At 33.8% G+C, this 23351-nt stretch carries 30 protein-coding genes and 3 pseudogenes; 22 read left to right on the top strand and 11 right to left on the bottom strand.

The genetic code is table 11. The annotated features are described in order from the left end of the window. Positions 1-54 precede the first annotated feature (54 nt). Both ACIPKN_RS22805 and ACIPKN_RS22810 read left to right on the top strand, forming a co-directional pair. Positions 55-303: a DJ-1/PfpI family protein gene (locus ACIPKN_RS22805; RefSeq protein ID WP_400940512.1), complete on the top strand. Its 249-nt coding sequence runs from the start codon at positions 55-57 to the stop codon at positions 301-303. A 5-nt stretch (positions 304-308) separates the two neighbouring features. Continuing rightward, positions 309-638 (top strand): DJ-1/PfpI family protein, encoded by a 330-nt coding sequence (locus ACIPKN_RS22810; protein ID WP_400940514.1) that lies wholly within the window; start codon positions 309-311, stop codon positions 636-638. A 199-nt stretch (positions 639-837) separates the two neighbouring features. Here ACIPKN_RS22810 and ACIPKN_RS22815 read toward each other — a convergent pair whose 3' ends face one another. After that, positions 838-1287, bottom strand: coding sequence for a putative iron-sulfur cluster-binding metallochaperone (locus tag ACIPKN_RS22815; RefSeq protein ID WP_400940517.1), 450 nt, complete (start codon positions 1285-1287; stop codon positions 838-840). A gap of 360 nt (positions 1288-1647) precedes the next feature. Here ACIPKN_RS22815 and ACIPKN_RS22820 point away from each other — a divergent pair, with 360 nt between their 5' ends. Beyond that, positions 1648-1821, top strand: a complete 174-nt coding sequence (locus ACIPKN_RS22820) for a hypothetical protein (RefSeq protein ID WP_185903505.1) — start codon at positions 1648-1650, stop codon at positions 1819-1821. Positions 1822-2593: 772 nt separating this feature from the next. On the opposite strand, the gene ACIPKN_RS22825 is transcribed toward ACIPKN_RS22820, so the two are convergent. Continuing rightward, positions 2594-3496 carry a DMT family transporter gene (locus ACIPKN_RS22825; protein ID WP_400940690.1) on the bottom strand — a complete coding sequence of 301 codons (903 nt, stop codon included), beginning with the start codon at positions 3494-3496 and terminating at the stop codon, positions 2594-2596. A 231-nt stretch (positions 3497-3727) separates the two neighbouring features. Here ACIPKN_RS22825 and ACIPKN_RS22830 point away from each other — a divergent pair, with 231 nt between their 5' ends. Further along, positions 3728-4213, top strand: coding sequence for an Lrp/AsnC family transcriptional regulator (locus tag ACIPKN_RS22830; RefSeq protein ID WP_400940520.1), 486 nt, complete (start codon positions 3728-3730; stop codon positions 4211-4213). A 70-nt stretch (positions 4214-4283) separates the two neighbouring features. Beyond that, on the top strand, positions 4284-4853 hold the full coding sequence (locus ACIPKN_RS22835) for a histidine phosphatase family protein (RefSeq protein WP_400940522.1): 570 nt from the start codon (positions 4284-4286) through the stop codon (positions 4851-4853). A gap of 98 nt (positions 4854-4951) precedes the next feature. Here the strand turns inward: ACIPKN_RS22835 and ACIPKN_RS22840 are convergent, their stop codons facing one another. The 3 genes from ACIPKN_RS22840 to ACIPKN_RS22850 all read right to left on the bottom strand — a co-directional run bounded on the left by ACIPKN_RS22840 (position 4952) and on the right by ACIPKN_RS22850 (position 6733). Next, positions 4952-5218, bottom strand: a complete 267-nt coding sequence (locus tag ACIPKN_RS22840; RefSeq protein WP_400940693.1) for an HXXEE domain-containing protein — start codon at positions 5216-5218, stop codon at positions 4952-4954. A 355-nt stretch (positions 5219-5573) separates the two neighbouring features. Next, the gene (locus ACIPKN_RS22845) at positions 5574-5720 is read right to left on the bottom strand and encodes a YjcZ family sporulation protein (protein ID WP_400940524.1); all 147 of its coding nucleotides are present in this window, start codon (positions 5718-5720) and stop codon (positions 5574-5576) included. Positions 5721-6103: 383 nt separating this feature from the next. After that, a complete protein-coding gene (locus ACIPKN_RS22850; RefSeq protein WP_400940526.1) occupies positions 6104-6733 on the bottom strand; it encodes a LysE family translocator in 630 nt (209 codons plus the stop codon). A 641-nt stretch (positions 6734-7374) separates the two neighbouring features. Here ACIPKN_RS22850 and ACIPKN_RS22855 point away from each other — a divergent pair. Beyond that, positions 7375-7932 carry a helicase gene (locus ACIPKN_RS22855; protein WP_400940528.1) on the top strand — a complete coding sequence of 186 codons (558 nt, stop codon included), beginning with the start codon at positions 7375-7377 and terminating at the stop codon, positions 7930-7932. Positions 7933-8109: 177 nt separating this feature from the next. Here ACIPKN_RS22855 and ACIPKN_RS22860 read toward each other — a convergent pair whose 3' ends face one another. After that, positions 8110-8745: a GDSL-type esterase/lipase family protein gene (locus tag ACIPKN_RS22860; protein ID WP_400940530.1), complete on the bottom strand. Its 636-nt coding sequence runs from the start codon at positions 8743-8745 to the stop codon at positions 8110-8112. Between the two features lie 306 nt (positions 8746-9051). On the opposite strand from ACIPKN_RS22860, the pseudogene ACIPKN_RS22865 reads away from it, so the two are divergent. Beyond that, positions 9052-9354, top strand: a pseudogene (locus tag ACIPKN_RS22865) (recombinase RecT); the annotation flags it as partial. 675 nt (positions 9355-10029) lie between these two features. On the opposite strand, the pseudogene ACIPKN_RS22870 reads toward ACIPKN_RS22865, so the two are convergent. After that, a pseudogene (locus ACIPKN_RS22870) lies at positions 10030-10786 on the bottom strand (MerR family transcriptional regulator). Positions 10787-11167: 381 nt separating this feature from the next. Between ACIPKN_RS22870 and ACIPKN_RS22875 the strand changes: the two are divergent. The 4 genes from ACIPKN_RS22875 to ACIPKN_RS22890 all read left to right on the top strand — a co-directional run bounded on the left by ACIPKN_RS22875 (position 11168) and on the right by ACIPKN_RS22890 (position 14704). Beyond that, positions 11168-12559, top strand: a complete 1392-nt coding sequence (locus ACIPKN_RS22875) for a hypothetical protein (protein WP_400940533.1) — start codon at positions 11168-11170, stop codon at positions 12557-12559. Positions 12560-13041: 482 nt separating this feature from the next. Further along, positions 13042-13173, top strand: coding sequence for a hypothetical protein (locus ACIPKN_RS22880; protein ID WP_400940535.1), 132 nt, complete (start codon positions 13042-13044; stop codon positions 13171-13173). A 148-nt stretch (positions 13174-13321) separates the two neighbouring features. After that, positions 13322-13459 carry a hypothetical protein gene (locus ACIPKN_RS22885; RefSeq protein WP_400940537.1) on the top strand — a complete coding sequence of 46 codons (138 nt, stop codon included), beginning with the start codon at positions 13322-13324 and terminating at the stop codon, positions 13457-13459. Positions 13460-14461: 1002 nt separating this feature from the next. Beyond that, on the top strand, positions 14462-14704 hold the full coding sequence (locus ACIPKN_RS22890; RefSeq protein WP_400940540.1) for a YhjD family protein: 243 nt from the start codon (positions 14462-14464) through the stop codon (positions 14702-14704). Between the two features lie 155 nt (positions 14705-14859). On the opposite strand, the gene ACIPKN_RS22895 is transcribed toward ACIPKN_RS22890, so the two are convergent. Further along, positions 14860-15351 carry an Ltp family lipoprotein gene (locus ACIPKN_RS22895; RefSeq protein ID WP_142510644.1) on the bottom strand — a complete coding sequence of 164 codons (492 nt, stop codon included), beginning with the start codon at positions 15349-15351 and terminating at the stop codon, positions 14860-14862. A gap of 404 nt (positions 15352-15755) precedes the next feature. Between ACIPKN_RS22895 and ACIPKN_RS22900 the strand changes: the two genes are divergently transcribed. The 7 genes and pseudogenes from ACIPKN_RS22900 to ACIPKN_RS22930 all read left to right on the top strand — a co-directional run bounded on the left by ACIPKN_RS22900 (position 15756) and on the right by ACIPKN_RS22930 (position 17879). Next, the gene (locus ACIPKN_RS22900) at positions 15756-15929 is read left to right on the top strand and encodes a hypothetical protein (protein WP_400940542.1); all 174 of its coding nucleotides are present in this window, start codon (positions 15756-15758) and stop codon (positions 15927-15929) included. Further along, on the top strand, positions 15922-16110 hold the full coding sequence (locus ACIPKN_RS22905; protein ID WP_400940544.1) for a hypothetical protein: 189 nt from the start codon (positions 15922-15924) through the stop codon (positions 16108-16110). Before ACIPKN_RS22900 ends, ACIPKN_RS22905 begins: the two co-directional genes overlap by 8 nt. Before the next feature lie 44 nt (positions 16111-16154). Further along, positions 16155-16536 (top strand): annotated as a pseudogene (locus tag ACIPKN_RS22910) (YopX family protein). Continuing rightward, positions 16533-17141 carry a RusA family crossover junction endodeoxyribonuclease gene (locus tag ACIPKN_RS22915; protein WP_400940546.1) on the top strand — a complete coding sequence of 203 codons (609 nt, stop codon included), beginning with the start codon at positions 16533-16535 and terminating at the stop codon, positions 17139-17141. The pseudogene ACIPKN_RS22910 and the gene ACIPKN_RS22915 overlap by 4 nt, the downstream one beginning before the upstream one ends. Then, positions 17126-17380: a hypothetical protein gene (locus tag ACIPKN_RS22920; RefSeq protein WP_400940549.1), complete on the top strand. Its 255-nt coding sequence runs from the start codon at positions 17126-17128 to the stop codon at positions 17378-17380. Before ACIPKN_RS22915 ends, ACIPKN_RS22920 begins: the two co-directional genes overlap by 16 nt. A 30-nt stretch (positions 17381-17410) precedes the next feature. Next, the gene (locus tag ACIPKN_RS22925) at positions 17411-17617 is read left to right on the top strand and encodes a hypothetical protein (RefSeq protein ID WP_400940552.1); all 207 of its coding nucleotides are present in this window, start codon (positions 17411-17413) and stop codon (positions 17615-17617) included. Positions 17618-17651: 34 nt separating this feature from the next. Continuing rightward, the gene (locus ACIPKN_RS22930) at positions 17652-17879 is read left to right on the top strand and encodes a hypothetical protein (RefSeq protein WP_400940554.1); all 228 of its coding nucleotides are present in this window, start codon (positions 17652-17654) and stop codon (positions 17877-17879) included. A gap of 19 nt (positions 17880-17898) precedes the next feature. Here ACIPKN_RS22930 and ACIPKN_RS22935 read toward each other — a convergent pair whose 3' ends face one another. Both ACIPKN_RS22935 and ACIPKN_RS22940 read right to left on the bottom strand, forming a co-directional pair. Continuing rightward, positions 17899-18096 carry a hypothetical protein gene (locus ACIPKN_RS22935; RefSeq protein WP_400940557.1) on the bottom strand — a complete coding sequence of 66 codons (198 nt, stop codon included), beginning with the start codon at positions 18094-18096 and terminating at the stop codon, positions 17899-17901. A 503-nt stretch (positions 18097-18599) separates the two neighbouring features. Further along, positions 18600-18986 (bottom strand): spore coat protein, encoded by a 387-nt coding sequence (locus tag ACIPKN_RS22940; protein WP_400940559.1) that lies wholly within the window; start codon positions 18984-18986, stop codon positions 18600-18602. A gap of 548 nt (positions 18987-19534) precedes the next feature. Between ACIPKN_RS22940 and ACIPKN_RS22945 the strand changes: the two genes are divergently transcribed. After that, positions 19535-19720, top strand: coding sequence for a hypothetical protein (locus tag ACIPKN_RS22945; protein WP_400940562.1), 186 nt, complete (start codon positions 19535-19537; stop codon positions 19718-19720). Between the two features lie 348 nt (positions 19721-20068). Here the strand turns inward: ACIPKN_RS22945 and ACIPKN_RS22950 are convergent, their stop codons facing one another. Next, positions 20069-20461 (bottom strand): hypothetical protein, encoded by a 393-nt coding sequence (locus ACIPKN_RS22950; protein WP_400940565.1) that lies wholly within the window; start codon positions 20459-20461, stop codon positions 20069-20071. Positions 20462-21525: 1064 nt separating this feature from the next. On the opposite strand from ACIPKN_RS22950, the gene ACIPKN_RS22955 reads away from it, so the two are divergent. The 3 genes from ACIPKN_RS22955 to ACIPKN_RS22965 all read left to right on the top strand — a co-directional run bounded on the left by ACIPKN_RS22955 (position 21526) and on the right by ACIPKN_RS22965 (position 23348). Then, positions 21526-22338, top strand: a complete 813-nt coding sequence (locus tag ACIPKN_RS22955; RefSeq protein WP_400940567.1) for a hypothetical protein — start codon at positions 21526-21528, stop codon at positions 22336-22338. A gap of 42 nt (positions 22339-22380) precedes the next feature. Continuing rightward, the gene (locus tag ACIPKN_RS22960) at positions 22381-22626 is read left to right on the top strand and encodes a hypothetical protein (RefSeq protein WP_400940570.1); all 246 of its coding nucleotides are present in this window, start codon (positions 22381-22383) and stop codon (positions 22624-22626) included. A gap of 296 nt (positions 22627-22922) precedes the next feature. Then, complete coding sequence (locus tag ACIPKN_RS22965; RefSeq protein WP_142510643.1) at positions 22923-23348, top strand: acyl-CoA thioesterase; 426 nt, start codon at positions 22923-22925, stop codon at positions 23346-23348. Positions 23349-23351: the final 3 nt, after the last annotated feature.

Here is a 23351-nt window from a genome sequence, read left to right on the forward strand (position 1 = left end):
AGGTTTATGTCAACTTTCTTTTGTTATTCTTTTCGAAAAGGAGGGTCATTCATAATGACAACAGAAATAGCAGTAATGATATCCGATGGTTATGCAGATTGGGAATTAAGTTATATTTGTCCCGAATTAAATAATTCAGGGAAGAATTTTAGAATTGTAACGATAGCCTTAACAAAGGAAACAGTAAGCTCAATGGGCGGTCTAAAAACTGTTCCGGATTATTCCATCGAGGATTATTTAAAAAGTAAAAATAACTTTTATTGTGTGGAGGAACTATATGGAAAGAGAAAAGCTACGAATTAGTTGATGTGAAAAAAATAGTTGATTACTGTCAACTTAATAGTGTGTTAATTTCAGCTATATGTGATGCAACTACATTTTTAGCGTACAATGGTTATTTAAATAAAGTAGAACATACAGGCAACTCTCATGATTTTATTGTCAATAGTTGTCCCAATTATTGTGGAAGTGAATTTTATATAGAAAAGCAATGTTTTAACTCCGGTGATCTCATAACAGCAAATGGGACTGCTACGTTGAAATTTGCAAAAGAGATTATGAATCATCTAAAAGTATATTCAGAAGAGAAGATACAAAAATGGTATGATTTTAATAAAAATGGTTTTTACGAAGAATAGTATTTTTGGAACGATTGAAGGTTAGAAGAAAATGAAATCATTCTTTGTTAAAACGGATGTCATGAATATAAGTTGATTTCCGTTCCGACTGAACGCCCCCCAGGAAGCTTTGCTCTGTGTGAGAGCGAAGCGTCAGCTACAATGGGCCTAGTTGGAACGGATATCAACTATACGTTATGATGATGGGCTATATTTTTCATTAGGCTAGACCTTTAATATATTTCGTAACATTCCCTAAACAACAACTACCTTGAGGATTGTTTACCTCACAGCCACAACGGTTTTCTTTTATATTTGCTCGAATATGTTCTAATGGATTAGGAGCGAGTTCATTTTCAACATGTTGTTTAATTTTTTCTTTAGTCCAATCAAAACAATAACAAACCGGTGTACTTAATGAATCATCCTTTTGATGTACAACTATCTTTATATCAGATAGAAGATACTCTTTATTGCTCGTATCAAAATAAACGACATGACAATCTTTAGTAGCACAAAAATAGTGATTATCCATAGCGTTTATAGATCCTAATACAGATGGTTTCATCATTGATTTAATAGTTATTAGTTGTACAATTTTAGCTTTATTTTTACAAGAGGGACAACTAATAGTGTTTTTATTTTTAAGGCCACTACAACAATGTTCCATCGGCATTCCACCTCGAATATTTTATTTTCAGCCGTTAACGTTCAATACCCGGCATTCGTACTTAATACACCTTATTTAGAGTATAAACCATGTACGAAGGTAGAGGGGAAAGGAATTCTATTTGCCACATAAGTTGAAGCATAATATTGACAAGACAGTGAACACACGACGAGCTTAGTGTTAGAATTCTTTTTTGAAAATCATTAACTCTTATTTTACAATGAAATTAATGCCAAAAGAAAAAGAGCATCATTTAGCGCGAACTACATTCTGATTTGTTAGCAGGTCTAACAATTGGGATGCAGTTTAAATTATCGTTTAGGCTTTATAAAATAAAATACTTTTAAGGTGATAAATAGTATGTTTTTAGGATTTGAATGGCTCCCTAAAAAATGGGGGAAAAGAAAAGTTTCTGAGCGGTTTCTTCAAGCAAAATTTACTGAAGAAGGTAAAGGGATTACGATTACTACATATGCTATTGATTTATATATAATATCGATTCCTTTAGAAGTAAAAAAATATAATTCACTTTAATTTCTTTTAGCTGGTGTCCAAACCTCCGCTGAAATAAAGGAGGTCGGACTAAGAACGATTTTCTTCACCATGAAATGGTGGAAACCGTTGATACATCAATGTTTATAGAAGGAGGTTGTTTCAATAAGGGTCTCGTCACTCTCTATATATGGTTTTATTTAGACAGTGCACCAGCAGCGTTTTTCTGCAAAATCCCAAAAAGCCTTGTAATTAACTGTGTTCTACGCCTTTACATAAAAAACTGTATTGACATTTATTTGGGGATTTTTTTCAATGAGGTTGGATCGTTAAAAATCTGAATTTTGATTATTATATTTTAAGATTTTTAACTTTATAATGAATAGAATTATTACTAAAATCATCAGAAATAGACCTAGATTGAGTAGCCCATTTCCTAAGGGATAGTTTATTGCATATTCTTTTTGAAATTCCAATAGCTCTTGACTATTTATAGAATTAATATCTTGTAAAGGGATAAGGATCATTTGTAATAAAGATCCAATTACTATTAAACAAAATGATAAAAAAATTATGCTAAAAAGTGTTATCTTATTAAAAATAAATCGCATAATGTCACCTCAATTTTATCTCTATTTCTTACATAGACGTTTTTACTCGATAAAGGTTGTTCGATACAAAAAAGCTCCCAAAACAAGGTTCGGGAACTTTTTATACTTAACTTTGTAATTACTTATGCCGCGACCCTTATGAGAAATCAGCCTACCTTAAGTGAAGCATTTTACTCTGTGTTTATAGAGCTTTTACTCTAAGATTAGTTAATGGGTTTTATTGACCTAGATTTGAAGAAGAATTTCATTAATTGATTCGTTTTTGATTTAAAATGCGAAAATAAAAAACATCCAATAATAACAATCAATCCCCCAATTCCTTGCGTCCAAGAGATGCTCTCTCCTAAAAATAAAAACGCTAGAAGTGCTGTGAAAATTGGATTGAAATTAAGGAAAACACCGGATGTAGTAGCCCCTAATTTTTGAATACCAATGCCCCAAAGTACCATACAAACGACAGTGGAGATAAACCCTGTATATAAAAGTGATAGTATAAAAGAATGATTAACATTAGAAATGGTAAAATCCCTAAGGTTAAACGGCAATAGGATAAGAAGTCCAAATATCCCTGAATACAATGTTGCCATTAGTGGCGAGGTAGTTTTCATTGCCCATTTATTACAAACAGAATAAATTCCCCATACACATACAGCTGCAAGCATCCATAAATCACCCAAATTAAAATGAAATGACAATAATAAGTTGAAATTCCCCTTTGAGAGGACGAGGAGAACACCGAACAGTGACAGTAGCATTGCAATTGCTTGAAGTAAATTAATCTTTTCCTTTAGAAAAACAGTTGAAAAAATTGCAATTGAAATTGTATTTAATGTAGAAATGAAGCCAACATTCGTCGACGTAGTTCTTTCCAATGCTAAAAATTGAAAGATATTGAACAATACCACACCTGTAACGCCCATTAACAATAAAGGGAGGAGGGCATCCCGAGAGGGAAGTAATCTTTTTTCTTTCCACCACACCAATGGAAGAAGCACAGCGACGGCAATGAGCCATCTTAAGCTCGTCAATGTTAACGGAGAGGCATGATCAACAAGAGATTTGGCAACTACAAAATTGCCTCCCCAAAGTAAACTAGTTAAAAGCATTAATAAAACATAGACATTCTTCAAATCACGATCTCTCCTTTGATTTCCTTATGTAAAATTGAGTTTTTAGATAAAAGAATAATAACATTTTTATCTTTTTAACTGTATAATATTTTGTATGATGAATGAAAAACGAAATAACAATAAGAATAACTGGATTTTTCGGAATAAAATTAATAAAAGCCGCCGAATGTAGCTGAAATTTCGAATATAAAAAAGGGAGAAAAATGCATGAAAGATGTTGAAAGAAAATCATTAGATAGTGTTGATACTCAAATACTGGATATTTTACAGAGAGAGGTTCAGATAAGTAATGCAGAGATAGCGAGACGGGTGAATTTGTCCCCACCGGCAACCCATACGAGAATAAAACGTTTAGAAAGTGAAGGATTTATTGACAAACAAGTTGCCATTTTAAATCAAGAGAAACTGGGATTCGATTTACTGTGCTACATATTCATGAGTACAAATATTCATCAAGCTAAGGAATTAGAAGCTTTGGAAAATGCCTTAAAAACAATGACAGAAATATTAGAATGCCATTGTTTAACTGGAGAGTATGATTATCTTTTAAAGGTTGTTATTAAGGATCGAAAAGAATTAGATCGCTTTATAAGAAAATTAAATAGACTGGGCATATCCCGCATACAAACGAACTTATCTTTACGAGAAATTAAATATTCAACAGTCTTACCGATATCAGAAGTTGAACAGTAGAAGTTTTATGGATTTTAGCATCGTCGCCTAAGTGGTTTAGGTCAAAAAAAGAAGCAATACAGGGGGCATTATGAAAACATTTATATATATAGTACGACACGGTGATTCACCAAAAGATGGAAATGAGAGAACGAGAGAATTAACTGAAAAAGGTAGATTAGACGCTCAAAGAATAACTGATATTCTACAAAAAGAGGGCATTGATACTGTTATCTCAAGTCCGTATAGTCGTTCAATTTTAACTGTTCAGAATGTAGCTGAACAAATAGAAAAAGAGGTAATTGTGTTTGAAGATCTTAAAGAGCAAATTTTTAGTGCTGGGGATAAGCGGATCTCAGACAAGGAATTATTCCCTTTATTAGAAAAGTCGTTTTCTGACCCAATCTATGCTTTAGAGGGAGGAGAGTCAAATGCTGCCTGCCAACAACGTGCTATTAAAGTTTTAAAAGAATTAATAAATACATATCAAGGACAGAAAGTAGTAATCGGCACTCATGGGGCTGTTATGACTTTAATGATGGGGTTCTATGATAGTAAATATGATCTGAACTTTTTACTACATACAACAAAGCCAGACATATACAGAATGGAATTCGATGGGCAAGAATTGGTCGATGTAAAAAGACTGTGGAAAGTTTAAGCAAGGGCACTGACTAACTTATGATTCGCTAAAATAAAACTGTATTGAGCATTTAAAGTCAATTCATACCAAAAGGTTTTGGTTTTTAGTGGCTGTGATTAAATGATTTCCAGTTGTTCTATTACAGGTTTAAACGTTGAAACGAGAAATTTGAAAAAAGTAAAAGAAAGTATAACAAAGACTTTACTTCCTAAATTTGCGAAGATGAGAAAGTGGATATAAGAAAATGAGCAGTATGAGCGGGTAACAAGAAAAAGTGTGGTATAAAGGCCAGGAGTATATGTCTTTAAAATGAGTGTTTGTAAGATATGCCACAAGATTATGTAAGAGGAAAAAAAGAGATAAATAATACGGCAGTCAATTATTTTCTATAAATCGAACGTTAAAAAATACAATGCGAAGTCACTAGAAATATGAATACATCTCTTTTAGTAAATGAATGTGAATTGATATTCTAAAACTTCCAAATTAGTAGTTTTAAATTGTTATTAATGTTTTTAACTAGATGAGTTGTTTTTTTGAGACTAGTTTTCAACATTTAAATAAAAATAACTACAAAAATCCAAATTGCGTTGTGTAATTCAATCAGCAATATTTTTAGTGTAGCCTCCACAGAAATAATGTGTAATTTTTCATTAGCATTGATTACAGTAAATGTAAAATAAACTATTTGAATAAAAGGGTCACCAGGCTGGGGAGGGGACCCTTAAATCGGAAATTTTAATACTCTCTATTCAAAAAAGTAGCGCCGATAATAATTAGAAGTATAAATAGAACAACAATTAAGGCGAATGAAGAACCATTACCATATCCGCCACCATAGTAGCATCCATTATTTATACCACCAACGTTTCCGTAGTATCCCATATATATCCCTCCTTTCTACATTCTATAATATGTAAGCTATAGAGAAGGAGTGGGGTGTTAAACCATGCAGCTATAGGCATTGAAAAAATATTTTTTTGTGAGATAAGAAAATAACAAAGGGTCACTTGGGATAGGAGTGACCCTCAGTAAAACCTTCGGAGGTGTAAGGCTAAATTAGCTTTACCTTACTATTATTATGATGTGATAGCTATGTTTGTATAGTGAATAGCCCTGTGACATAGATATGAAAATAAAAAAGCAGTGGCATCCTCACATGCTACATGATACTAATGAACAATATGAGAGAAATGTGCAAAAGAAGTGGATAAATAAAAAACAGTCCCTTGAAATGAAAGGACTGTTGGGGGCATTGTTATACAAATTTATTGCGGGGCTTTCGTTTGAAGCAATTTTATCCCCATTCCAATAAATATTATTCCGGTTATCTTATTGAGGATCATTCCTACCTTTTGGTTTCCTCTTAGTTTTTTAGTAATATACGAAGAGAAATAAGCAACAAATAAACACCATAGTAGTCCAGTTGCTGTAAAAGTAAGTCCTAAAATTAAAAAAGGAATAGGACCTGACGCCTTCACATCGATAAACTGTGGGAGAAACGCAATAAAAAATAAAGAAACTTTTGGATTCGTTAGACTTGTTAAGAGTCCCTGAATATAAATTTTTCTTATGTTTAAATGATTGGAGGACGCCTCGAAACCTAAGTTTGACTTATCCAGTATCATTCTAATCCCTAGATAAACGAGATAAATAACACCAATGATTTTAATAGTATTAAATAACACAATAGATTTAGTAAGTATGAGCGATAAGCCAAAAGAAACGAATAACGTATGAATGAAGGAGCCAGTAATAATGCCAAACACAGAGTAAATACCAGCTTTTCTACCTTGCGAAATACTTCTACCGACAATATACATGGTGTCCGCACCAGGGATTAAATTTAATAAAATCCCTGTTAATAAAAACATTTCATAATTAATAATACCGTACATTTAAAGCACCTCTATCTCTTTTTTTGGGGTGCCCTTATCGATATTAAAGTAAATGAATGAAAAATAAAAGCTTTTTTTACAAGTGATAAAAGTGGTTTTCACAGGACAATATGAGTAATACGAAATAATCTGCGACATAGAAAAAAAGAAATAGACATATTCGTCTATTTCCTCTTCCATAGCTTTTAATTTTGCTTTATGTTTAGCTTTTGGAATTGAGTGATACTGCTCGTATCGACACATTCTACAAGAGCAATGATTGCAGAAGTACAAAGCCGTGTTTATGCAATGAATTATCGGATTAAGGAATACAAGCAAAAGATTGTAGAAGTGCAAAAAACGCATTACTTACGTGATTGGCGATTGCGATGTTGAAGCTCTTCATAGACTGCTAGATGGTAATAGCATGCGAGCAATTTTCAAGTACATGAAACTATCTAATTTTTAGAGTAAGGAATAGTATTTTGGGATAGATGTTGAAGTAATCGGAAGGTTGCTTCTTTTTATTGCTTTTTTCTACCACCAACTAACAGCACAGGTTAGTTAAACAAGGAGATTTATTGGTAATTGTAGAATAATTAAATATAATCTTCTATATTGTATTTTCAAACTGTTACTAAATTTGATAGGAGTGACTACAATTGCGTATTGAAAATAACGAAATATACCCACATTGCCCATTTATCACTAGAACGGTGGAAGTTGGCAGCCTTACTAAATCACAGCTTATTCAGAAATTGCAACAGTACTCTATCTTGATGAATGAGTATGGAGAGAAGTTATTTACTGCTGATAAATTTACAACTTCTGATAAGAAGTACAGCCTTCAGACTGTTGAACTAACTGTTGGAGACCTTGGCTTTCCTGATGGAGCTAATACGGATCGAATCTTTAAAAGAGCTGAGGAACTTGGTTTGAAATTGTGTCCGCTTGAGCTAGGACCTTATCTAAGGATGGAGTATCTGGATCAAACTGAAGGTTATTCAGGGGATTCTTTACAGCAACAACAAGCTCCATCTGGCTCCATAACAATAGCATCCGAAAAACTAACTGAAGACGATAATTTTCCGAAAGGTTTTTATCTTAGACGAATTAACGGTATTTTATGGCTTCGTGGATACCGTGCTGATCATCTACACATTTGGAACCCTAACGATCATTTTATCTTTTGTCAAAAAAACACGACAGAAAAAGAATAAGGAATTTGGAAATGTGAATAAGGTAAATGCGTTGTGATTTGAGAAATTTATAATTCCATCATTTCCATTTCTGATATGGTTCAAAGGCTGACAATGATTGTCAGCCTCTTGCTAGAAAAATAATAAGTAATAGCTCATAAAATAAAAAGGATTAGATTGTCCTGACAGCCCTTAGCTTTATAACGGGGAATATCCGAGCCTACTTAGAGCTAATGCCATTTGATAGTATCCCCTACTATTAGGATGAATTCCTCCTGATGATAGTAAAGTTTTTTCATTCCCCTTAAATACACTATAGATATCAGCTACTTTAACATTCAATTCCCGACCAAAACGGTTAATTAATGAATTAAACGCTCGAATGCCCTCGTCTGCTATAGGAATATCGCTAAATGGATTGTATAAATTCTGTAATCGTAAAATATATTTTTCTTGTTTGTCTAGATGATGAATTTTTTCTAATATTTTTGAGATGTTTTTCCCTGATTGCTTAATAGCATAAGATATACTTTCTTCGTTGTTATTTATTAGAAATTCTTTAGCAGCGTTTATTAAATCATTCCCCCCAGCTGTTATCGTGATGATATTTGCACACTTTACAGCTTCCATCACAATCGGCGCATTAAGCATAGCTAAAACATTCTCTGTCGTTGCTCCTGACCTTGCATGTTTTTGATAAGAAATACGCTTTTTTAAAATTTGCTGGCTTAGATATCTATAATATTCAACATATCCAGGGTCTAAAAACGGGACGCCGATACCTACAGTAAGGGAATCGCCTATCGCAAGATAACGTAAATGATTGAAATCCATATTTCACCTCAACTTATTAGTTATGTTCTTATAATATTCAGTAAAAGATGAATGTGGAAACGATGCCTAGACAAAGTAAGAAATAAGCGGGCTCAAACAGTAAAATGTAATTGAATCGATAAAAGTTGAGGAAAAGCCACGAAAAGAGTATGAAAATCACCTCAAAATAATCCTATGAGGTTGCAGAAGGGCACTCAGACCGCTTCGAGGTCACTTGAAAAACAATTCCCGCTATTCGACTGGATAGCAAACGATTAAAAGAAGGACAACAAACAAAGCCTAAAACTATTGATGACTACTTAACAAATGGCATTAGTCATGCAAGCAACACAGCTCGGATTAGAACTTGGTTTAATGGGTCACAGTTACTTATTACGATTAAAAAATAACAAAAAGCGGATGACAGTAGTTCAATTCAACATTGGTTGCAAAGGGATGATTGATCTTACGAGACGTAGTGGTCATATCCTGTCGATTAATGCTCATGCAGTATACGAGAAAGACAAGTTTGAGTAGGAATTAGGGTTAGATCCTAAATTAAAACACAAGCTTTGCATGGCCGTAGATGAAGGTGATTTTGTAGGTGATTATAGGGTAGCTTATTTCAAAGGTGTACGAAACGTGTGGAAGACCTACGATAGTGTGGAAATGTGACGAGGGCACAGTGCCAAAACGTGAAATGAAAGACATCACACGAAAAACTGAGTTTTCGTTGATGCACCTGAATGTGAAGTAGAAAATCAAGTGCATGAATAACATACCACACAAATTCTCCTGTAGGAATAACCAAACAGGAGAAGAATAAATCAGACGCTCGGTACTAGATTACATAACTAGGTATCCAAACTATTGAATTATCAAGTGAGTGGTAGTTTTGCAGTATTCGAGAGGATAGAGTTTTCTATAGAAGACCACCATTAGTACATTATTTATCTAGCTTTTCAGCTATACTTTTTAGAATTTGAGTTTGTTCATTATGTATGCGAACCAAACTCCAAATACTGAGGGGACAACATAGAAAATTATTAGAAAAAGAATCGGTAAAAAGGCAAGAAATATTTCCGTAATTGTATAAAAACATCCTTGTTGGATTTTTACACCTTAATATTTTGCGTTTTAAATGTCAACTCGCCGATAGAATATTTCTAGTATTTGTGGGTTTTGTACATAAGTCCGAAGTTGAAAATTTGAATATTCGACACAAGGGGAAGCGAATCATAAAAGTATTTCAGCAAAATATTTTAGGAGGGGAGGATGAAATGATCTCAGATGTACCTGTGATTTTTATTCCATTTCTCCGTGCTTCATATAAAACTCTATTGCTTGAGTAAACCATTTTTGTTCATCCTCATTGAAAGGAGAAGTTGTCATCTTTTCAAGTTCTTGAATATCCAGTTCTTCCAAATTAGTATCAGCTAACTTTTGTATTAAATCGTCACCAAGAAATGAAAAAATGGGATCTAAATAGTTTTTGACCATCTCTTGTACTTTGGAGTTTACCATATAATTGTTTCATTTCTTTAGAAAATTGAATAAATGTTTTATCCAAGATAATTTTATCTTCCCCTGATTTGATTGAAAGCTCTTCTGCGATGTCTGTTAAACGATGACGTTCCATCCATTCTTCATGTTTATGTTCTACTTTCATATTGTAGATAAGGCTAAATAATATCGTACTATCTACTTCTCCTTCTTCTTCGAGTAACTTTATTACTCTTTTAATTGCTTGTATTGATTGTTCAATTTTTTCCTTTTCACTTACTAAAGCATTTAAATGAAGTGATAAACTTTCATTCAAATCAACGTTAAAACTCGACTCATTTAACAAAATTGCTATTTTATCTAGACGATACCCTAGAAATTTTAGGCTTATAATTTTTTGTAAAGTAATAATATCTTGAAAATAGTAAGTGCGATGCCCAGAAGAAGGATTCTTTTCGGGTTGTAATAAACCAATTTCATCAAAGTAATGCAAAGTAGGTATTGGCATTCCTGTCTTTTCTGAAAATTCACCAATAGAAAACTTGCTATCCTTATTCATCAAAATTCCTCCTATCAAAAGTATAGCTTTATCATATAACCTAAAGTAACTTGAGGTTCAAGGGGAAATTTTAAAAAATTCTTGAATAATTGTTGTAAAAGTACAATGGTGCATATGTTACATTCGTTTACTTCGTGCATTAAGTAAACAAATGAGAGATAATTGGAGGTAGGAGGTGATGTAAATATTTCCCTAACTTGGTATTTGTCATATCCTTTATATTAGGGAGAGACAGACTGACGACCGACCTGCGCTTGGTAGACTAGTTTGGAGCGTGACAAACTTGGCCGGCTCATATTTATGTGACTTAATTAGTATAAGAGTCTAAAAGTGATATGTAACTAGTATCTATTAAACATAATAATTCTTGGGGTGAAAAAAATGGCAGTATTAAATACAGTAAACGAAGCATTAAAATTCTTTAACGAACAATTTCCAGAAGGTTCTTCTTATAGAGGAGCTGATGAAGCCCAAATTGCACAGGGGCGAGTTTTCGCAGGGCGAGCAGTTCCGGGAGTTGGTTTACAACGCATGGGATGGCAAATTCAATTCTTGACAACGCTTTACGACAAAATTTGTCCAAATCATTCAGATTCTTACCGAGTGATGAGTGCAATCGTTCATAACTTAAATATCTTCTATACAACACCTATTCATACTAAAGCGGAGGCCACAATTGAAATTCCGAGTGGTAGTACAGCTTGGGAAGCTGGGGTTGTTGAAATTGATCCAGGTTATCCAATTATGTTAGTAGCATTATCTATGCTTCGTAAATCAACTCATGCGTATAATAATTTAGGTGTAAATGGTTCAGGAGATTCACAAGCGTACTTGAATACAGCACTTACTCGACACTATCAAAAAATACTATATCACTGCCAAAATTCGGGTCACGGTAAAACTCTTATGACTGATCCGGGATCATTTGGTACAACAAATCCAACTGTTCGTTCATTCAAAACAGCTGATGGATCAACTTTTAAAGTGGCTAACGGTGTTGTTAATACTACGTATGCGATGTTAGGTTCTTTAGCTTACTACCATGACGTTGTTCTTGGCCATTCTCAAACTGAAGTTGAAAATGATCCTCTTTATACAAATATTTTTAACGCTGGAGTTAACTTGATTCACGCTTTTGGTAACACTGTTGATTCGGATTCTGTTTCGATTGCAATTGGTGGTGGTGCTAAAGGTACTACTTGGGCACAATTGCGAGCACCGTATGTTTCATCAGGATATGATTCATATGTAGGTGCATCTCTTGTTTGGTTAGGTCATGGTATTGTTCCAACAAATAATATTTATGCACTTACAGAATCGACTCTAGTTACTTCAGCTAAAAAACTAAGCAATTATTACAAGAATTATGTACTTGCTAACCAATCAAATGCTTTGATGGCTATGATCCCATTAACTAATGGCTCACCAGCTACTTTATCTGGGTCTACTTTCACGGCTGCAAAAACATTCTTTGGGACTCAAACGCCAACTAGTGACGAGGTTTTAAACCTTACAGGTCTAATTAATGATCATCCGTATTCAACAGGATATTTATATACATTCGCTAATAACGGAGATTCAGATTTTATTAACAAAGTCGATAAAGCGGTACGAGAATCTGGCGAAGGTTTATGGAGAAGTACAGTTGAAATGGGGACAACTTCTTCAATCGTTGCTTATGGTCGACGAGGTGAAGCGGCTGGACATCGTACATTATCTGGTTTAGCCGGACTTCTTCAACGTGGTATCCCAACAGTGACAAACGGGCAGTAATATCTAATTAAGTACATTACCTAGTCTGAAATACGGAAAAACATTCAGTCATGTTCATTTGAGCGTGACTGTTCTTTTGCTCTGAAAAGTGAGTGTCGAGCAGTTTCAATAAGTATAAATGCAGTTTTATAAAATGGATAACCTGTTAAAACCACTCATTTAAAAATAAAAATGAGTGGTTTTAAGATTAGCTATTTTTTGATATCGCACCTGCTCGATGCTTTTATATTTTTATGTTTAATAATGGTACCCCAATTAAAAGATTTTATATGAGTTTATATGGCATATAGTTAAAAATAATATAAATTCTTTTTTATGAATCACCTCTATTAATCAAGTCATTTTTTTACTTCACTAAAATCATTAAATCAAAAATACCGCCAAATTAATAACGTCTATTTTACTTTCGCGCGGAGAGTAACTGTTGCAAAGGTATTAGGTGATGATCTAAATATAAAGAAATTCACCAAGGCTGGGTCATCATGAGAATTAGAACGATTGGTGCTGATGATACGGAGAGAGGTTGGAAAGGTGCAGCGAAGAGCAAGGCTAATCAATCAACAGGACCACATAGCTTTTCTCGAATGTCGTGGATGTCCGAAATGGAAAGTTAATGATCCAACCAAGAAATGCAGGAAATACAAGACTTATAGGCAACTACGGAACAGTGAGGAGGAGCTTGAGCAGATTAGTCGTTTGCATAGGGGGCAATGTGGAAATTTGAAAGAAAATGTTCAGTAAAAATAAAAAGTGGCTAACTGCATGTGGGTAAGAATCCGAAAAGCGACTGAGCAAAGCTATTGGTATACAGACCAAATAGGAGTAGAAATTCAAGTAATAGAAATTCACAACGATCGTTCAGAAGGAATCTGGACAGTAAATGACAGGGGAATACAATAAATGTATAGCCAAGAGAGAGTGTGAGCCAGCAACGTAAATTAGAAAGATATTGTGCAATCATATAAAAAAGCATTGCAACAAAGCAATGCTAAGTTCGAGGAATTCTTGACAACTTTACTACATTAAAAACAAAACCTATTAATCCGCAAATAAAGAAAATATATGCTACTAGAATTGACATAGCTTCTAAGTTGTTAGTAAAAATTCTATATCCTCCTAAAGTAAATAATGCCAAATCAAAAACCGAGCTAAGTAATGTTTTATTCTTTACAGACAAAAAAACACCTCCAAATAATGGTATGATTTATAGTTTATGGTTATAGGTTAACATAGATTAAGTTTTTAGTTAACCTATTCTATTTTTTTATTGGAGAGTGTCGCAAAAACAAAGAACCTTAATGAAATATGAGAATTAAACGAAAATAGAGCGATTATAATATCGCTCTAAAAAATTCAAAAAATCCCATGTCCATCGGAATAGCCCAAATAAAGAATCCAAGTAGGGCAATAGGAACAAGTAATAAATTATAAATCTTAATAGGTAATATTTTTCCGAGTAAGGTTTTATAAATCGCTACACAAACCACCATTATAACAGGTAGTAATAATATAGGCGGAATAAAACAAAGCAGTCTTCCGATAAAGTATATACCTGGAAATATGTCCAAAAACATATCCGTTAAATCACCTCGTTATGTTATTTATGTAAATTGTAACATAAAAAAAGCAGCAGCGTTTGCAGGCGCTGTAGCTAAGAATTGGTTTGTTTAGAGGAGTGTGGGATGATGAAAGAACAACTAATTAAACAATGCAACGTAACCAATTTTTAAATATGATGTACATTGCTAAAGACGGTAATGTGTCAAAAAGACGTATAAAAATCATTAAGATTGTTGGTGATTCATTTCAAGCTTACTGTTTCAGTAAACAGGTAAAACGTACATTTATGATTGAAAGTGTGTTGGCAGTTGTTCCAGTCTTCCACAAGGAGCGCGAGGTCGTATGATAAATGCGGAGCAAAGAAAACTTCTTCATAAATTTGTCGTTTATGATATGGCTGTACAATCATTACAGCGTGATTATAAAGCGATTGAAACATTAAAAATGAGCAAAATAAATTTGCCAATCCTTGATAATTTATTAAAAGCAGTCACTAACGATTATTACAACTTAAAGCGCTTGTTGGCAAAAGACAAAATTAAAGTAGTAAAGTGGGAAAAGAATAGTGAATACTTAGTGATTTGACCGTTGCCACAGCTGGCGAAGACCTAGTGTTGACGTATGCAAATCGAGCACTGAAAACACAGGTAGAAAAGTTATTGATTAGTCACCAATAAAAAAAGCCACTCATTTGAGTGACCTTTATGTGCCTCCACGATATTTAGTGTGGATAGTATTACTTATTTTAAATTATCAACCGCGTATTTAGCTTCTTCTGGAGTAAATTTTTCTCCGTGTTCTGAAATTAATTGATCATAAATAGCAGAATCTGACATACTCATCATTTCTGCGTATGATTTTGCTTTTTTCAATGCGTTTTCTTTCCAATCAAATACAAGGTTATCTATAGCATATTTAGCTGCTTCTACAGGGAAATTCTCTCCATGTTCAGAAGTCAACTGGTCATAAATCCCTGCTTTTGACATTTGCATAGTTTTTGCATATTGCTCGGCTTTCTTTAAAGCCGATTTATATTCTCTAGGAACACTTTCCTCTTTAGCCTTAGCTTCGTCTTTAACTTTAGTTTTTTCATCAGCATTAGTTTTTTCAGCCTCAGCAGATACAGGTTTTTGCTCATCTTTATTAGAGGCATCATTTGACGAATCTGTGCCGCATCCAGCTAAACCTAGACTTAATACTAACGCTGCGCTAAAAATTAGTTTTTTCTTCATTTGTAAAGTAGTCTCCTTTGTATATGTTGTTAGTTCTATTAAATTATATCAATATTGGAATGTGTTGTCAGTATTGATTTTGGTACATAAAGATTAGAATTTACAAATACTAAAGCATGGACATCGAGACTATACACATTAAAGTTACTAATTACTTCGGATAAAAGTTAAAACTAATTGTGACTTTAAATCACTCATTTAAGAAATAGAAAATGAGTGATTTTTTTATAATTTGATATTAATAAAATTGCACCTGCTCAATGCTTTTGTATTTTTTGATTAAAATAACGGTACCCCAGAAAGTACCCCAATTAAAAGATTTTATACGAGTTTATATGGAATAAAAATAAATATAAAATAAATTTGTTTTTATACTAATACAAACAGAAAAATGTTATGAAATTATGGAAAAAGCAACGTTTAAAGCAACTGATAAAATGACTCATTTTAAAAAAGCTCTTGAGTTTTATGCATGTGAAAATAATCATTTCAGAGTTGATATGTATGCAGAATCAATTGTTATGCAAGATGCAGGTAAAGTAGCACGTAAAGCACTAGGTGGTGAAACACATGAATGAACAGTTTCTAATCGATCAACTCATTTTGTATTTAGGTCAACACCAGCGCTTTGGCGGTAAGCATAACGAAATCATGGCTTATAAGCGTTTGGATCAACTGAGAGCTTTAGTCGGGCTAAGAGATACTGAAGAGGCTACGGATTATCTTATTTCAAAAATGAAAGGGGCTATGGCTGCATGAGTAGAGAGATTAAGTTTCGGGCTTGGGATAAAACATACAACTTTATGTCTTACAAAGTGCTAGTAGGTAATACGGATTCGAAAGATGAAAATTACACAGATCATTGTATGTGGGTAGAGCCAGAAAATGTGGATTATGACCGAAAACCAGGTTGGATGAATTTTGATGAACATTCGGAAGTAATTCTTATGCAATACACAGGCTTAAAGGACAAGAACGGTATGGAGATTTTAGGGGGATATTGTAAAAGTTGAAATACCTGTGGTTTCAGTAAACGAGAATTTCATTGGTCAAGTAAAAATGTCCGAAGGTTGTTGGTGGGTTGATAACGGAAGTGACGCAATTTCTTTGTGGTCAGAGATAAATGAAATTACTGTATTAGGCAACATTTACGAAAACCCTGAATTGCTGGAGGTAACAGCATGAAAGAATACGCGCTTTATAAGGGTGTTCAGATGGTGGCTATAGGAACAGTGAAAGAGATAGCTGCAGATCGTGGTGTAGAACCATCTACAATTAGGTTTTATCAAACTAGAGCTTATCAAAGACGTTCAAAAAGCAAAGAAAATAACAGATTACAGCTCGTTAAGCTTGAGGATTATGGATGTGGAAATATGAACACTTTAACATTTGAAATACCAGGTGATGTACAGGCACAACAAAGACCACGAGCGACACGAAATGGCGCATTCGATCCAAAGGAATCCAAAGACTATAAATCATTCGTGAGATTGGTAGCTTCACAAGTAGCACCAGAGACGCTTATTACCGAGGAAATTAAGTTGAACATTGATGTGTATCGAAAGATGCCAAAAGCTATCAGTAACAGTAAGAAAAAGCTTCAGCAAGCACTAGATGGAACATTACGACCAACAACTAAACCAGACATCGATAATCTAGCGAAGGGCATTAAAGACGGTCTGAGTAAGGTTATATGGCATGACGATAGCCAAGTGACTGAGTTGGTTGCTCGTAAGTGGTACTCAGATAATCCAAGAGCAGAGGTGACGATTGAATGGGCAGAAAAGTAGCTGAGAAGTACATTTTATTTACTGGTGATGCTCACGAAAATATGAAATTCGATTTTACTCATAAGCAGATTGAGATATTTATAAGCCTGTGGAATGCTGGTGTGCCAATAGATAGAATCGCAAAAAGGTTTTTAATCAGTCATGCAAATGTAGCTTTAATTGTTATGGACCTTGAAATGGCCGGACGGATTGGACCTAGGGTTGGTGGATTATTAGGCAAACAGAAAGTGGTTAGTTGAAAGATATTATGCAGGGAAGGAGAATTACTTATGAGAGTGCCAAAAGAAATTCAAGAAGCGATTAAAGTAGCAGGAGAGTCATTTCAAATAGCGAGAGAAAATGAAAAGATTGTTAGAGATTTGCTGGATAGCAAAGGGTACTACGAAAATGATACAGTGGAAGACCTATATATTGACTGTATTGAAAATGGAGGTAACTCTCCAAATACCTTTATTAAGTTTCTTAAATCGTACTAAACAATATGAAAGATATTGTACAGGAGGGTGAAAAATGAAAAAACCGAAATTCTATAACGGTAGACCAATAATTCAACCTGGAGAAATTTACGAGGTTGACGGAATTGACTACAAAGTTATTACAGCTACTTCTGAAATAATTGCTGATAACGCAGATGGTCTTACTATGACAGAACTTGTGTATTGGTTAGATAACGTAGAAACAAAAGAGCGTTCGTACATGTGGAAATCCGAACTGGAATCAAAATTTAAGGATATTTGAAAGAAATTGTTCAGTAAAGTTATTTATCTTTTTGAGGTTTTACAAAGAATGAAATGAAAATAACAAAAACGCCCATAGAAATGTATATTAGTGCAACAGATTTATTTGGAATAGATGAATTGTATTCGAAGGTACCTGATACTCTGCTCCATCCGCGTGAAAATAAAAAGGTGCCTAAGAAAAATATAATCCATCCCATTGTAGACATTGTTTTCATTGCATAACAACTCCCTGATATATATAGGTTATTAACCTATATAAGGATAACATAATTAGGTAATATTTGAAAATATGGATTGATTCAATTACTGCACAATATGAGGAAAGAAACTATACAAAGGGTCACTGAGTTGGAGTGACCCTAAATGAGAGGGAGGCCGCGATGGTCAACCAACACCACAGCCTAATAAGTGTGTGCGTTACACTCTACATCAGAGTGTGCAAATTAAAGTTACCTATACATTAAAAAAGCCGCAGCGTGGTCACAAGTTACATCGAATAAAGCGTGTAGGAAGGTTAAATTACGTATTGGCGGGATAGCATAGTGCAAAAACAAACTGGGACGATGCAATGTAACAGGTTGCTATCCCAAATTAAGATATGTCATTTAAGTTGGAAACATAAAAAAACAAGCAACCAATAAAATTGATCGCTTGTTGTTGTACAGCAGTTTGTTAAATATAACCCACATTGAGGGGATATATAACAATACCTATTTATTTAAATGAAATTTTGAGGAACACATTCACGAACACCAGAATTTCTCAAAGAGTTAAATAAAGCTGCACCGATTCTTAATAAAACATTGTTATCTGTTCCATTTTCTAAATCATAAATTACGTAGTATGCATTATCAACTGAAAAAATACATTTTCGTTCTAATTTAAATCCAGGTGGTACAGGTGGAAGAGTAATAACTGGTCGAATCACAGGTGTATCTCCTTCATCTCTAATAAAATTGAAAGTTTGTTGGTCAATCTCATAGATATTAACTGGATCAATCTCCACACCTTGAGCTGGAATTGTAATTTCATCTTCAACTAATAGGAAAAAGCGTTCGTTTCGAAAATTGAAAAGACTTCTCGCTCCAATTTCAAATGATGCCATTTTTATATTCACCTCCTCTTCTAACAATATTTTATTCATATCGAATACAGTTGTTTGGACAATTAGGAAGGTGGAGTGAAGATATAGTAAATATTATTTTTTTAAAACTTATAATTAGCTATGTTGTTTCTAGACCGAAATCAATCCTATAGGGTACTTTTGAGTAAAGTAACTATAAAAGGGTCACTTGGGATAGAAGTGACCCTTAGTAACAAGATTCGGAGGAGTAAGGCTAAATTAGCTTTACATTACTATTAATATGTCGTGATAGCTATATTTGTATAGTGAATTGCCTGTGAAATAAATTTAAAAATAAAAAAGCCGTAGTATCTAACACGCTACAGTAAACTAATGAACAATATGAGCAAAAACACCAACATCTTAAAACACTCTCAGTTACTGGTGGAGAACCTATGATGTCTAAGAAATCCGTTCAAAATTAACATAAAAAAGCCGCAGCGTTTGCAGACGCTACAACTCAGAATTGGTTTATGCCCTTTGACGGTGCTTAACAAAATTATTATACCACACCGTAGGAGGGCAAACCTATGAAATTACTAACGCAAGACAAGCTAGACGCAATGATTACAGACTACCACTGGATGGTTAACGCTATCAAAGAAATGCGAGCAGAAATGGTTATTGGGGCAAAAACGGCACAGTATGGAATTGAGGCTACACTCCCAAAGGCAGCAGGAGGCGTAGGTGATCCAATTATGCAGGAGGCTATTTGACGTTCGAAAAATATTAAACGTGTTGCAGAGTACGAGAAGAAGCTTTTAGAGGTTCAGAAGCTTATAGATAATGTTACTGGTGATAGAGAGGTGCAGGGCTGAACAGGATGCTAGACGGCAAATCTCAACGTTGGATAGGTCAACACATGGCTTTATCAGCAACAAGCATTAAACGAATTAAGGATAACATTGTAAAACAGATGATAGCGTGATGTGGGGCCTTGGCTCCTACGAATTTATTGCCACAATCTTTGGATTGTGGCAATAAATAAGCTTTCTATTTAGGTATCTGTTAAACCTTCACGCAAATTAATAATCAATACTAATCATGGTTTATATTGTTCGTCCTCAAATACCTGTTTTATATTTAGAAATATTTTTTTCTTTTTCAAAAATAGAAGTATTCTGTTCATATTTTTTGGGATTAGATAACTTTTCAAGCTCTTGTATCAACATATCCTCTAAATCTATGGACTCTTTCATGTTTTCTTGGGTTTGTTTAACCTCCCTAACAAGTAATCTAACTAATTTTTGTCCATTCGATTTCACAAGATATGTACGTATATAACCATCTTCATATCTGGTTTCGAATTTAGGTTTGATATTTTTTTCGTTTTCGTCTTCGTCTTTGTCTTTATTTATATTTTTAATTCCAAATAAATCTAAGAGACTTTCATTTTTTATATTTTTATTTACCTCTGTTTTCAAATAATTTAATGTATTACTGGTTTGAATTTTCATTAATAATTCTCCTTAATTACAAAATATTTTAAATCAAACACTTTAGTTAAATTTGAAATAGGTTTAATTTAGTATTTTTTATACTTTATTATAACCTTTATAGTTAATAAATGGAGGTTTTTGAAAATTCATTCAGTATTTTTAACATCAGTTTGCTGATGCACAAACATTATAGCATTAATGACTACACTATAATTTAGGCCATGTTACAAATGTGATAGATGTTACAAACGTTACATTCGTTACACATTAGGTATTTAAAAAATTATCTTGTAAACTTAAGGGGAGGTCGGACAGGTAAGGGTTTCCTCCCCTGTTATTTTTAAAATCCTAAATATTAGGGAAAGACAGACCGACGACCGACCTGCGCCTCATAAACTTGTTCGAGGCAAGACAAATACGGCCGGCCCATATTTTTAAGAGATTAGGTATCTTAATTAATATAAAAGGCTAAAAATTGCTGAAGGAGTGGTTTACATGTGAACTTCGTCCACTTTCCTTTTAGTTCCCGAACGACGCTTACAGAATGGCAAATACCCGAAAGGGATATTGGCGTTCATCTAATAATCCAATCATAAATAGAGCCCTAAATAATAAATACTGGGAGAAACAAAATTTAAAAAGTCTTTCCCAAATCATTTTAAAACCATAAAACTTTTGAACCGCCGTATACGGACCCGTATGTACGTTGGTGTGAGAGGTCGGAGGTTAATCACCTCCTCCTACTCGATTTGCATTGTATAATTGAATATGAATATACAAGATCAGTCGAGTATCACAGTACTCAGTGGTCATGTCCAAGTAACTATATTTGAGAAAGAAATTTCGACTAGTTAATCCTTCTACATTAAATAGTATATTGATAAACTAGTCTTAATTGGGGGAGAAAGACAATGGTTGCGTTTGAAAAAGTTTGGTCACCAACTATAAAAGATGATATTTCAGCATTAAAGGCTTGGAATCACTGGGATAAAGGCATTAATCCACAGTTGGTAGATTCCTAGAAGTTAAAATGTTCTGAAAATTGTGATTTTAAAATTATTGCAGCAAATGCATTTACCAAGTTGAAAGATCAAAAAGTTAGTCCTTATTTTAAGTCGGCAAATAAGGATCAACAGCATGATCCTAACTGTGATCGCATAGTTGGACAAATCGCAAAAAGACAATATGATAATGGAGAAACCAGTTCAACGTATGGACGTAAACAAAATACGGTCAAACTTGGTTTTGATTTAACCTCCGGATTACAACCAACTCAAATTTCAGTTAACTCAATACCAACTTTACCAGAACCATTAGTACTGAAAAATCGCAAATCTAACAGCAATGGTAACACTGCTGCTAAACCAAATTACAATCGTCCTGTACAAATTAAATCTATCGAAAGGTTGGTTAGTTATTTTCAAGATTGGAGAGCTGGTGATAAATCATTGAAATTAATTGATAAAAACAACAATCGAATTTCATTCTACGATGTATTTATTGATTTAGGAGATAATAAAGATTTAAGTGTTAATCAATCTCTTATTTATTTTGGTAATGCTTACGTAAAACGTTTTAAAGCAAATAAGGGCATCTATTATTTGTCTTTTACAGGAGAACATAAATTAACTTCAGGATTGTCTAGCAAAATATCAATTGGGATTAATACTAAAAATGTGTCAAATAGATTTAAGAAAATGCTTAACAATAAGGCTGACATTTTTGAATCAAATAATTCAAATCCTGAGGCATATTTTGAAGCATTTGTTTACGGAAAACTTAGTGAATCGGAAGAAAAGACTGCCAAAGTAACAGGTAAAAAGTTTAAAACGATTCAATTGAGTCTAGAAAATTCAAAACAAAATAATCTACAATGGAATTTTGTCATTTATTAAAACTTCAATGTAGCCTAAATATTCCAACAAGTGTTCATGTTGTTGAATGAACAGGTCAGCTTTAATACCAACGATGAACACGACCTTGCACTATTAGAACACGCAGAGCAGATTAACCCATTGAATAACAAACCACGCAATTTTAGCAAGTATGTGAAAAAGTTAATCGAAGAGGATATGAAACGTGGTTCAGAGAGTGAAATAAGAATAGATAAAAATGAACCAGTATTGCACGAAGATGAAACATATACCATTGAAATAAAAGAGGCTATGAGCAGTTTTATATAAATAAGAAGTCACTCATTTGAAAATTAATGAGTGACTTTTCTCTTTAAATTAATTTCTTGCACCTGCCCGGTGTTATATAATTTTTTATTTTTTGTACCCCAGTGTACCCCAATTTGTACCCCAATTAAGTGGGGTACAACGGGTAAGAACGGAAACCACCATTTAATACCAAATTAATTTATAAATTAAACTTCAAGATTTTTTGAAATTAAAATTTTGTTTTTTTCTTAATCAATAAAACAAAAACCCCACTAAATCAATACTTTTACGTTATAATGTAGGACGAGGTGAAGAAAATGTTTGTTAGTGAAAAACAAGTTGAAATTCGATATGCTGAGACCGACCAAATGGGCGTAGTGTATCATGCAAACTACATCATTTGGATGGAGATAGGCCGTTCTCAGTTAGTAAATGATGCAGGCTTTGAGTATGCTAAGTTAGAAAAAGACGGTTATGTATCGCCAGTGATGGATTTATCCATTTCTTATAAGGCTGCTATGCATTATGGCCAAGTGGCAACGGTCCGTACATGGGTGGAAAAACACGATCGTTTACGTACAACATATGGCTATGAAATTTTACATGAAGATGGCACGATTGCAGCTACTGCTCAGTCCGTACATATTCTAGCTCAAAAAGATACGTTACGTCCGGTATCCTTAAGTAAAATTGATCCGGCATGGGATGCGAAATACAAAGAAATCGCATGCGAGACGAAATAGGAG

Origin of the sequence: Lysinibacillus sp. NPDC086135 (genome assembly GCF_044746345.1) — a bacterium.
In the GTDB taxonomy this organism is placed as follows: Bacteria; Bacillota; Bacilli; order Bacillales_A; family Planococcaceae; genus Lysinibacillus.

Coding starts and splice junctions, on each gene's coding strand:
- ACIPKN_RS22805 (WP_400940512.1), top strand. CDS start 55: ATGACAACAGAAATAGCAGTAATGATATCCGATGGTTATGCAGATTGG.
- ACIPKN_RS22815 (WP_400940517.1), bottom strand. CDS start 1,287: ATGGAACATTGTTGTAGTGGCCTTAAAAATAAAAACACTATTAGTTGT.
- ACIPKN_RS22820 (WP_185903505.1), top strand. CDS start 1,648: ATGTTTTTAGGATTTGAATGGCTCCCTAAAAAATGGGGGAAAAGAAAA.
- ACIPKN_RS22825 (WP_400940690.1), bottom strand. CDS start 3,496: ATGCTTTTAACTAGTTTACTTTGGGGAGGCAATTTTGTAGTTGCCAAA.
- ACIPKN_RS22830 (WP_400940520.1), top strand. CDS start 3,728: ATGAAAGATGTTGAAAGAAAATCATTAGATAGTGTTGATACTCAAATA.
- ACIPKN_RS22835 (WP_400940522.1), top strand. CDS start 4,284: ATGAAAACATTTATATATATAGTACGACACGGTGATTCACCAAAAGAT.
- ACIPKN_RS22845 (WP_400940524.1), bottom strand. CDS start 5,720: ATGGGATACTACGGAAACGTTGGTGGTATAAATAATGGATGCTACTAT.
- ACIPKN_RS22850 (WP_400940526.1), bottom strand. CDS start 6,733: ATGTACGGTATTATTAATTATGAAATGTTTTTATTAACAGGGATTTTA.
- ACIPKN_RS22860 (WP_400940530.1), bottom strand. CDS start 8,745: ATGGATTTCAATCATTTACGTTATCTTGCGATAGGCGATTCCCTTACT.
- ACIPKN_RS22875 (WP_400940533.1), top strand. CDS start 11,168: ATGGCAGTATTAAATACAGTAAACGAAGCATTAAAATTCTTTAACGAA.
- ACIPKN_RS22880 (WP_400940535.1), top strand. CDS start 13,042: ATGAGAATTAGAACGATTGGTGCTGATGATACGGAGAGAGGTTGGAAA.
- ACIPKN_RS22885 (WP_400940537.1), top strand. CDS start 13,322: ATGTGGGTAAGAATCCGAAAAGCGACTGAGCAAAGCTATTGGTATACA.
- ACIPKN_RS22890 (WP_400940540.1), top strand. CDS start 14,462: ATGATAAATGCGGAGCAAAGAAAACTTCTTCATAAATTTGTCGTTTAT.
- ACIPKN_RS22895 (WP_142510644.1), bottom strand. CDS start 15,351: ATGAAGAAAAAACTAATTTTTAGCGCAGCGTTAGTATTAAGTCTAGGT.
- ACIPKN_RS22900 (WP_400940542.1), top strand. CDS start 15,756: ATGGAAAAAGCAACGTTTAAAGCAACTGATAAAATGACTCATTTTAAA.
- ACIPKN_RS22905 (WP_400940544.1), top strand. CDS start 15,922: ATGAATGAACAGTTTCTAATCGATCAACTCATTTTGTATTTAGGTCAA.
- ACIPKN_RS22915 (WP_400940546.1), top strand. CDS start 16,533: ATGAAAGAATACGCGCTTTATAAGGGTGTTCAGATGGTGGCTATAGGA.
- ACIPKN_RS22920 (WP_400940549.1), top strand. CDS start 17,126: ATGGGCAGAAAAGTAGCTGAGAAGTACATTTTATTTACTGGTGATGCT.
- ACIPKN_RS22925 (WP_400940552.1), top strand. CDS start 17,411: ATGAGAGTGCCAAAAGAAATTCAAGAAGCGATTAAAGTAGCAGGAGAG.
- ACIPKN_RS22930 (WP_400940554.1), top strand. CDS start 17,652: ATGAAAAAACCGAAATTCTATAACGGTAGACCAATAATTCAACCTGGA.
- ACIPKN_RS22935 (WP_400940557.1), bottom strand. CDS start 18,096: ATGAAAACAATGTCTACAATGGGATGGATTATATTTTTCTTAGGCACC.
- ACIPKN_RS22940 (WP_400940559.1), bottom strand. CDS start 18,986: ATGGCATCATTTGAAATTGGAGCGAGAAGTCTTTTCAATTTTCGAAAC.
- ACIPKN_RS22945 (WP_400940562.1), top strand. CDS start 19,535: ATGAAATTACTAACGCAAGACAAGCTAGACGCAATGATTACAGACTAC.
- ACIPKN_RS22950 (WP_400940565.1), bottom strand. CDS start 20,461: ATGAAAATTCAAACCAGTAATACATTAAATTATTTGAAAACAGAGGTA.
- ACIPKN_RS22965 (WP_142510643.1), top strand. CDS start 22,923: ATGTTTGTTAGTGAAAAACAAGTTGAAATTCGATATGCTGAGACCGAC.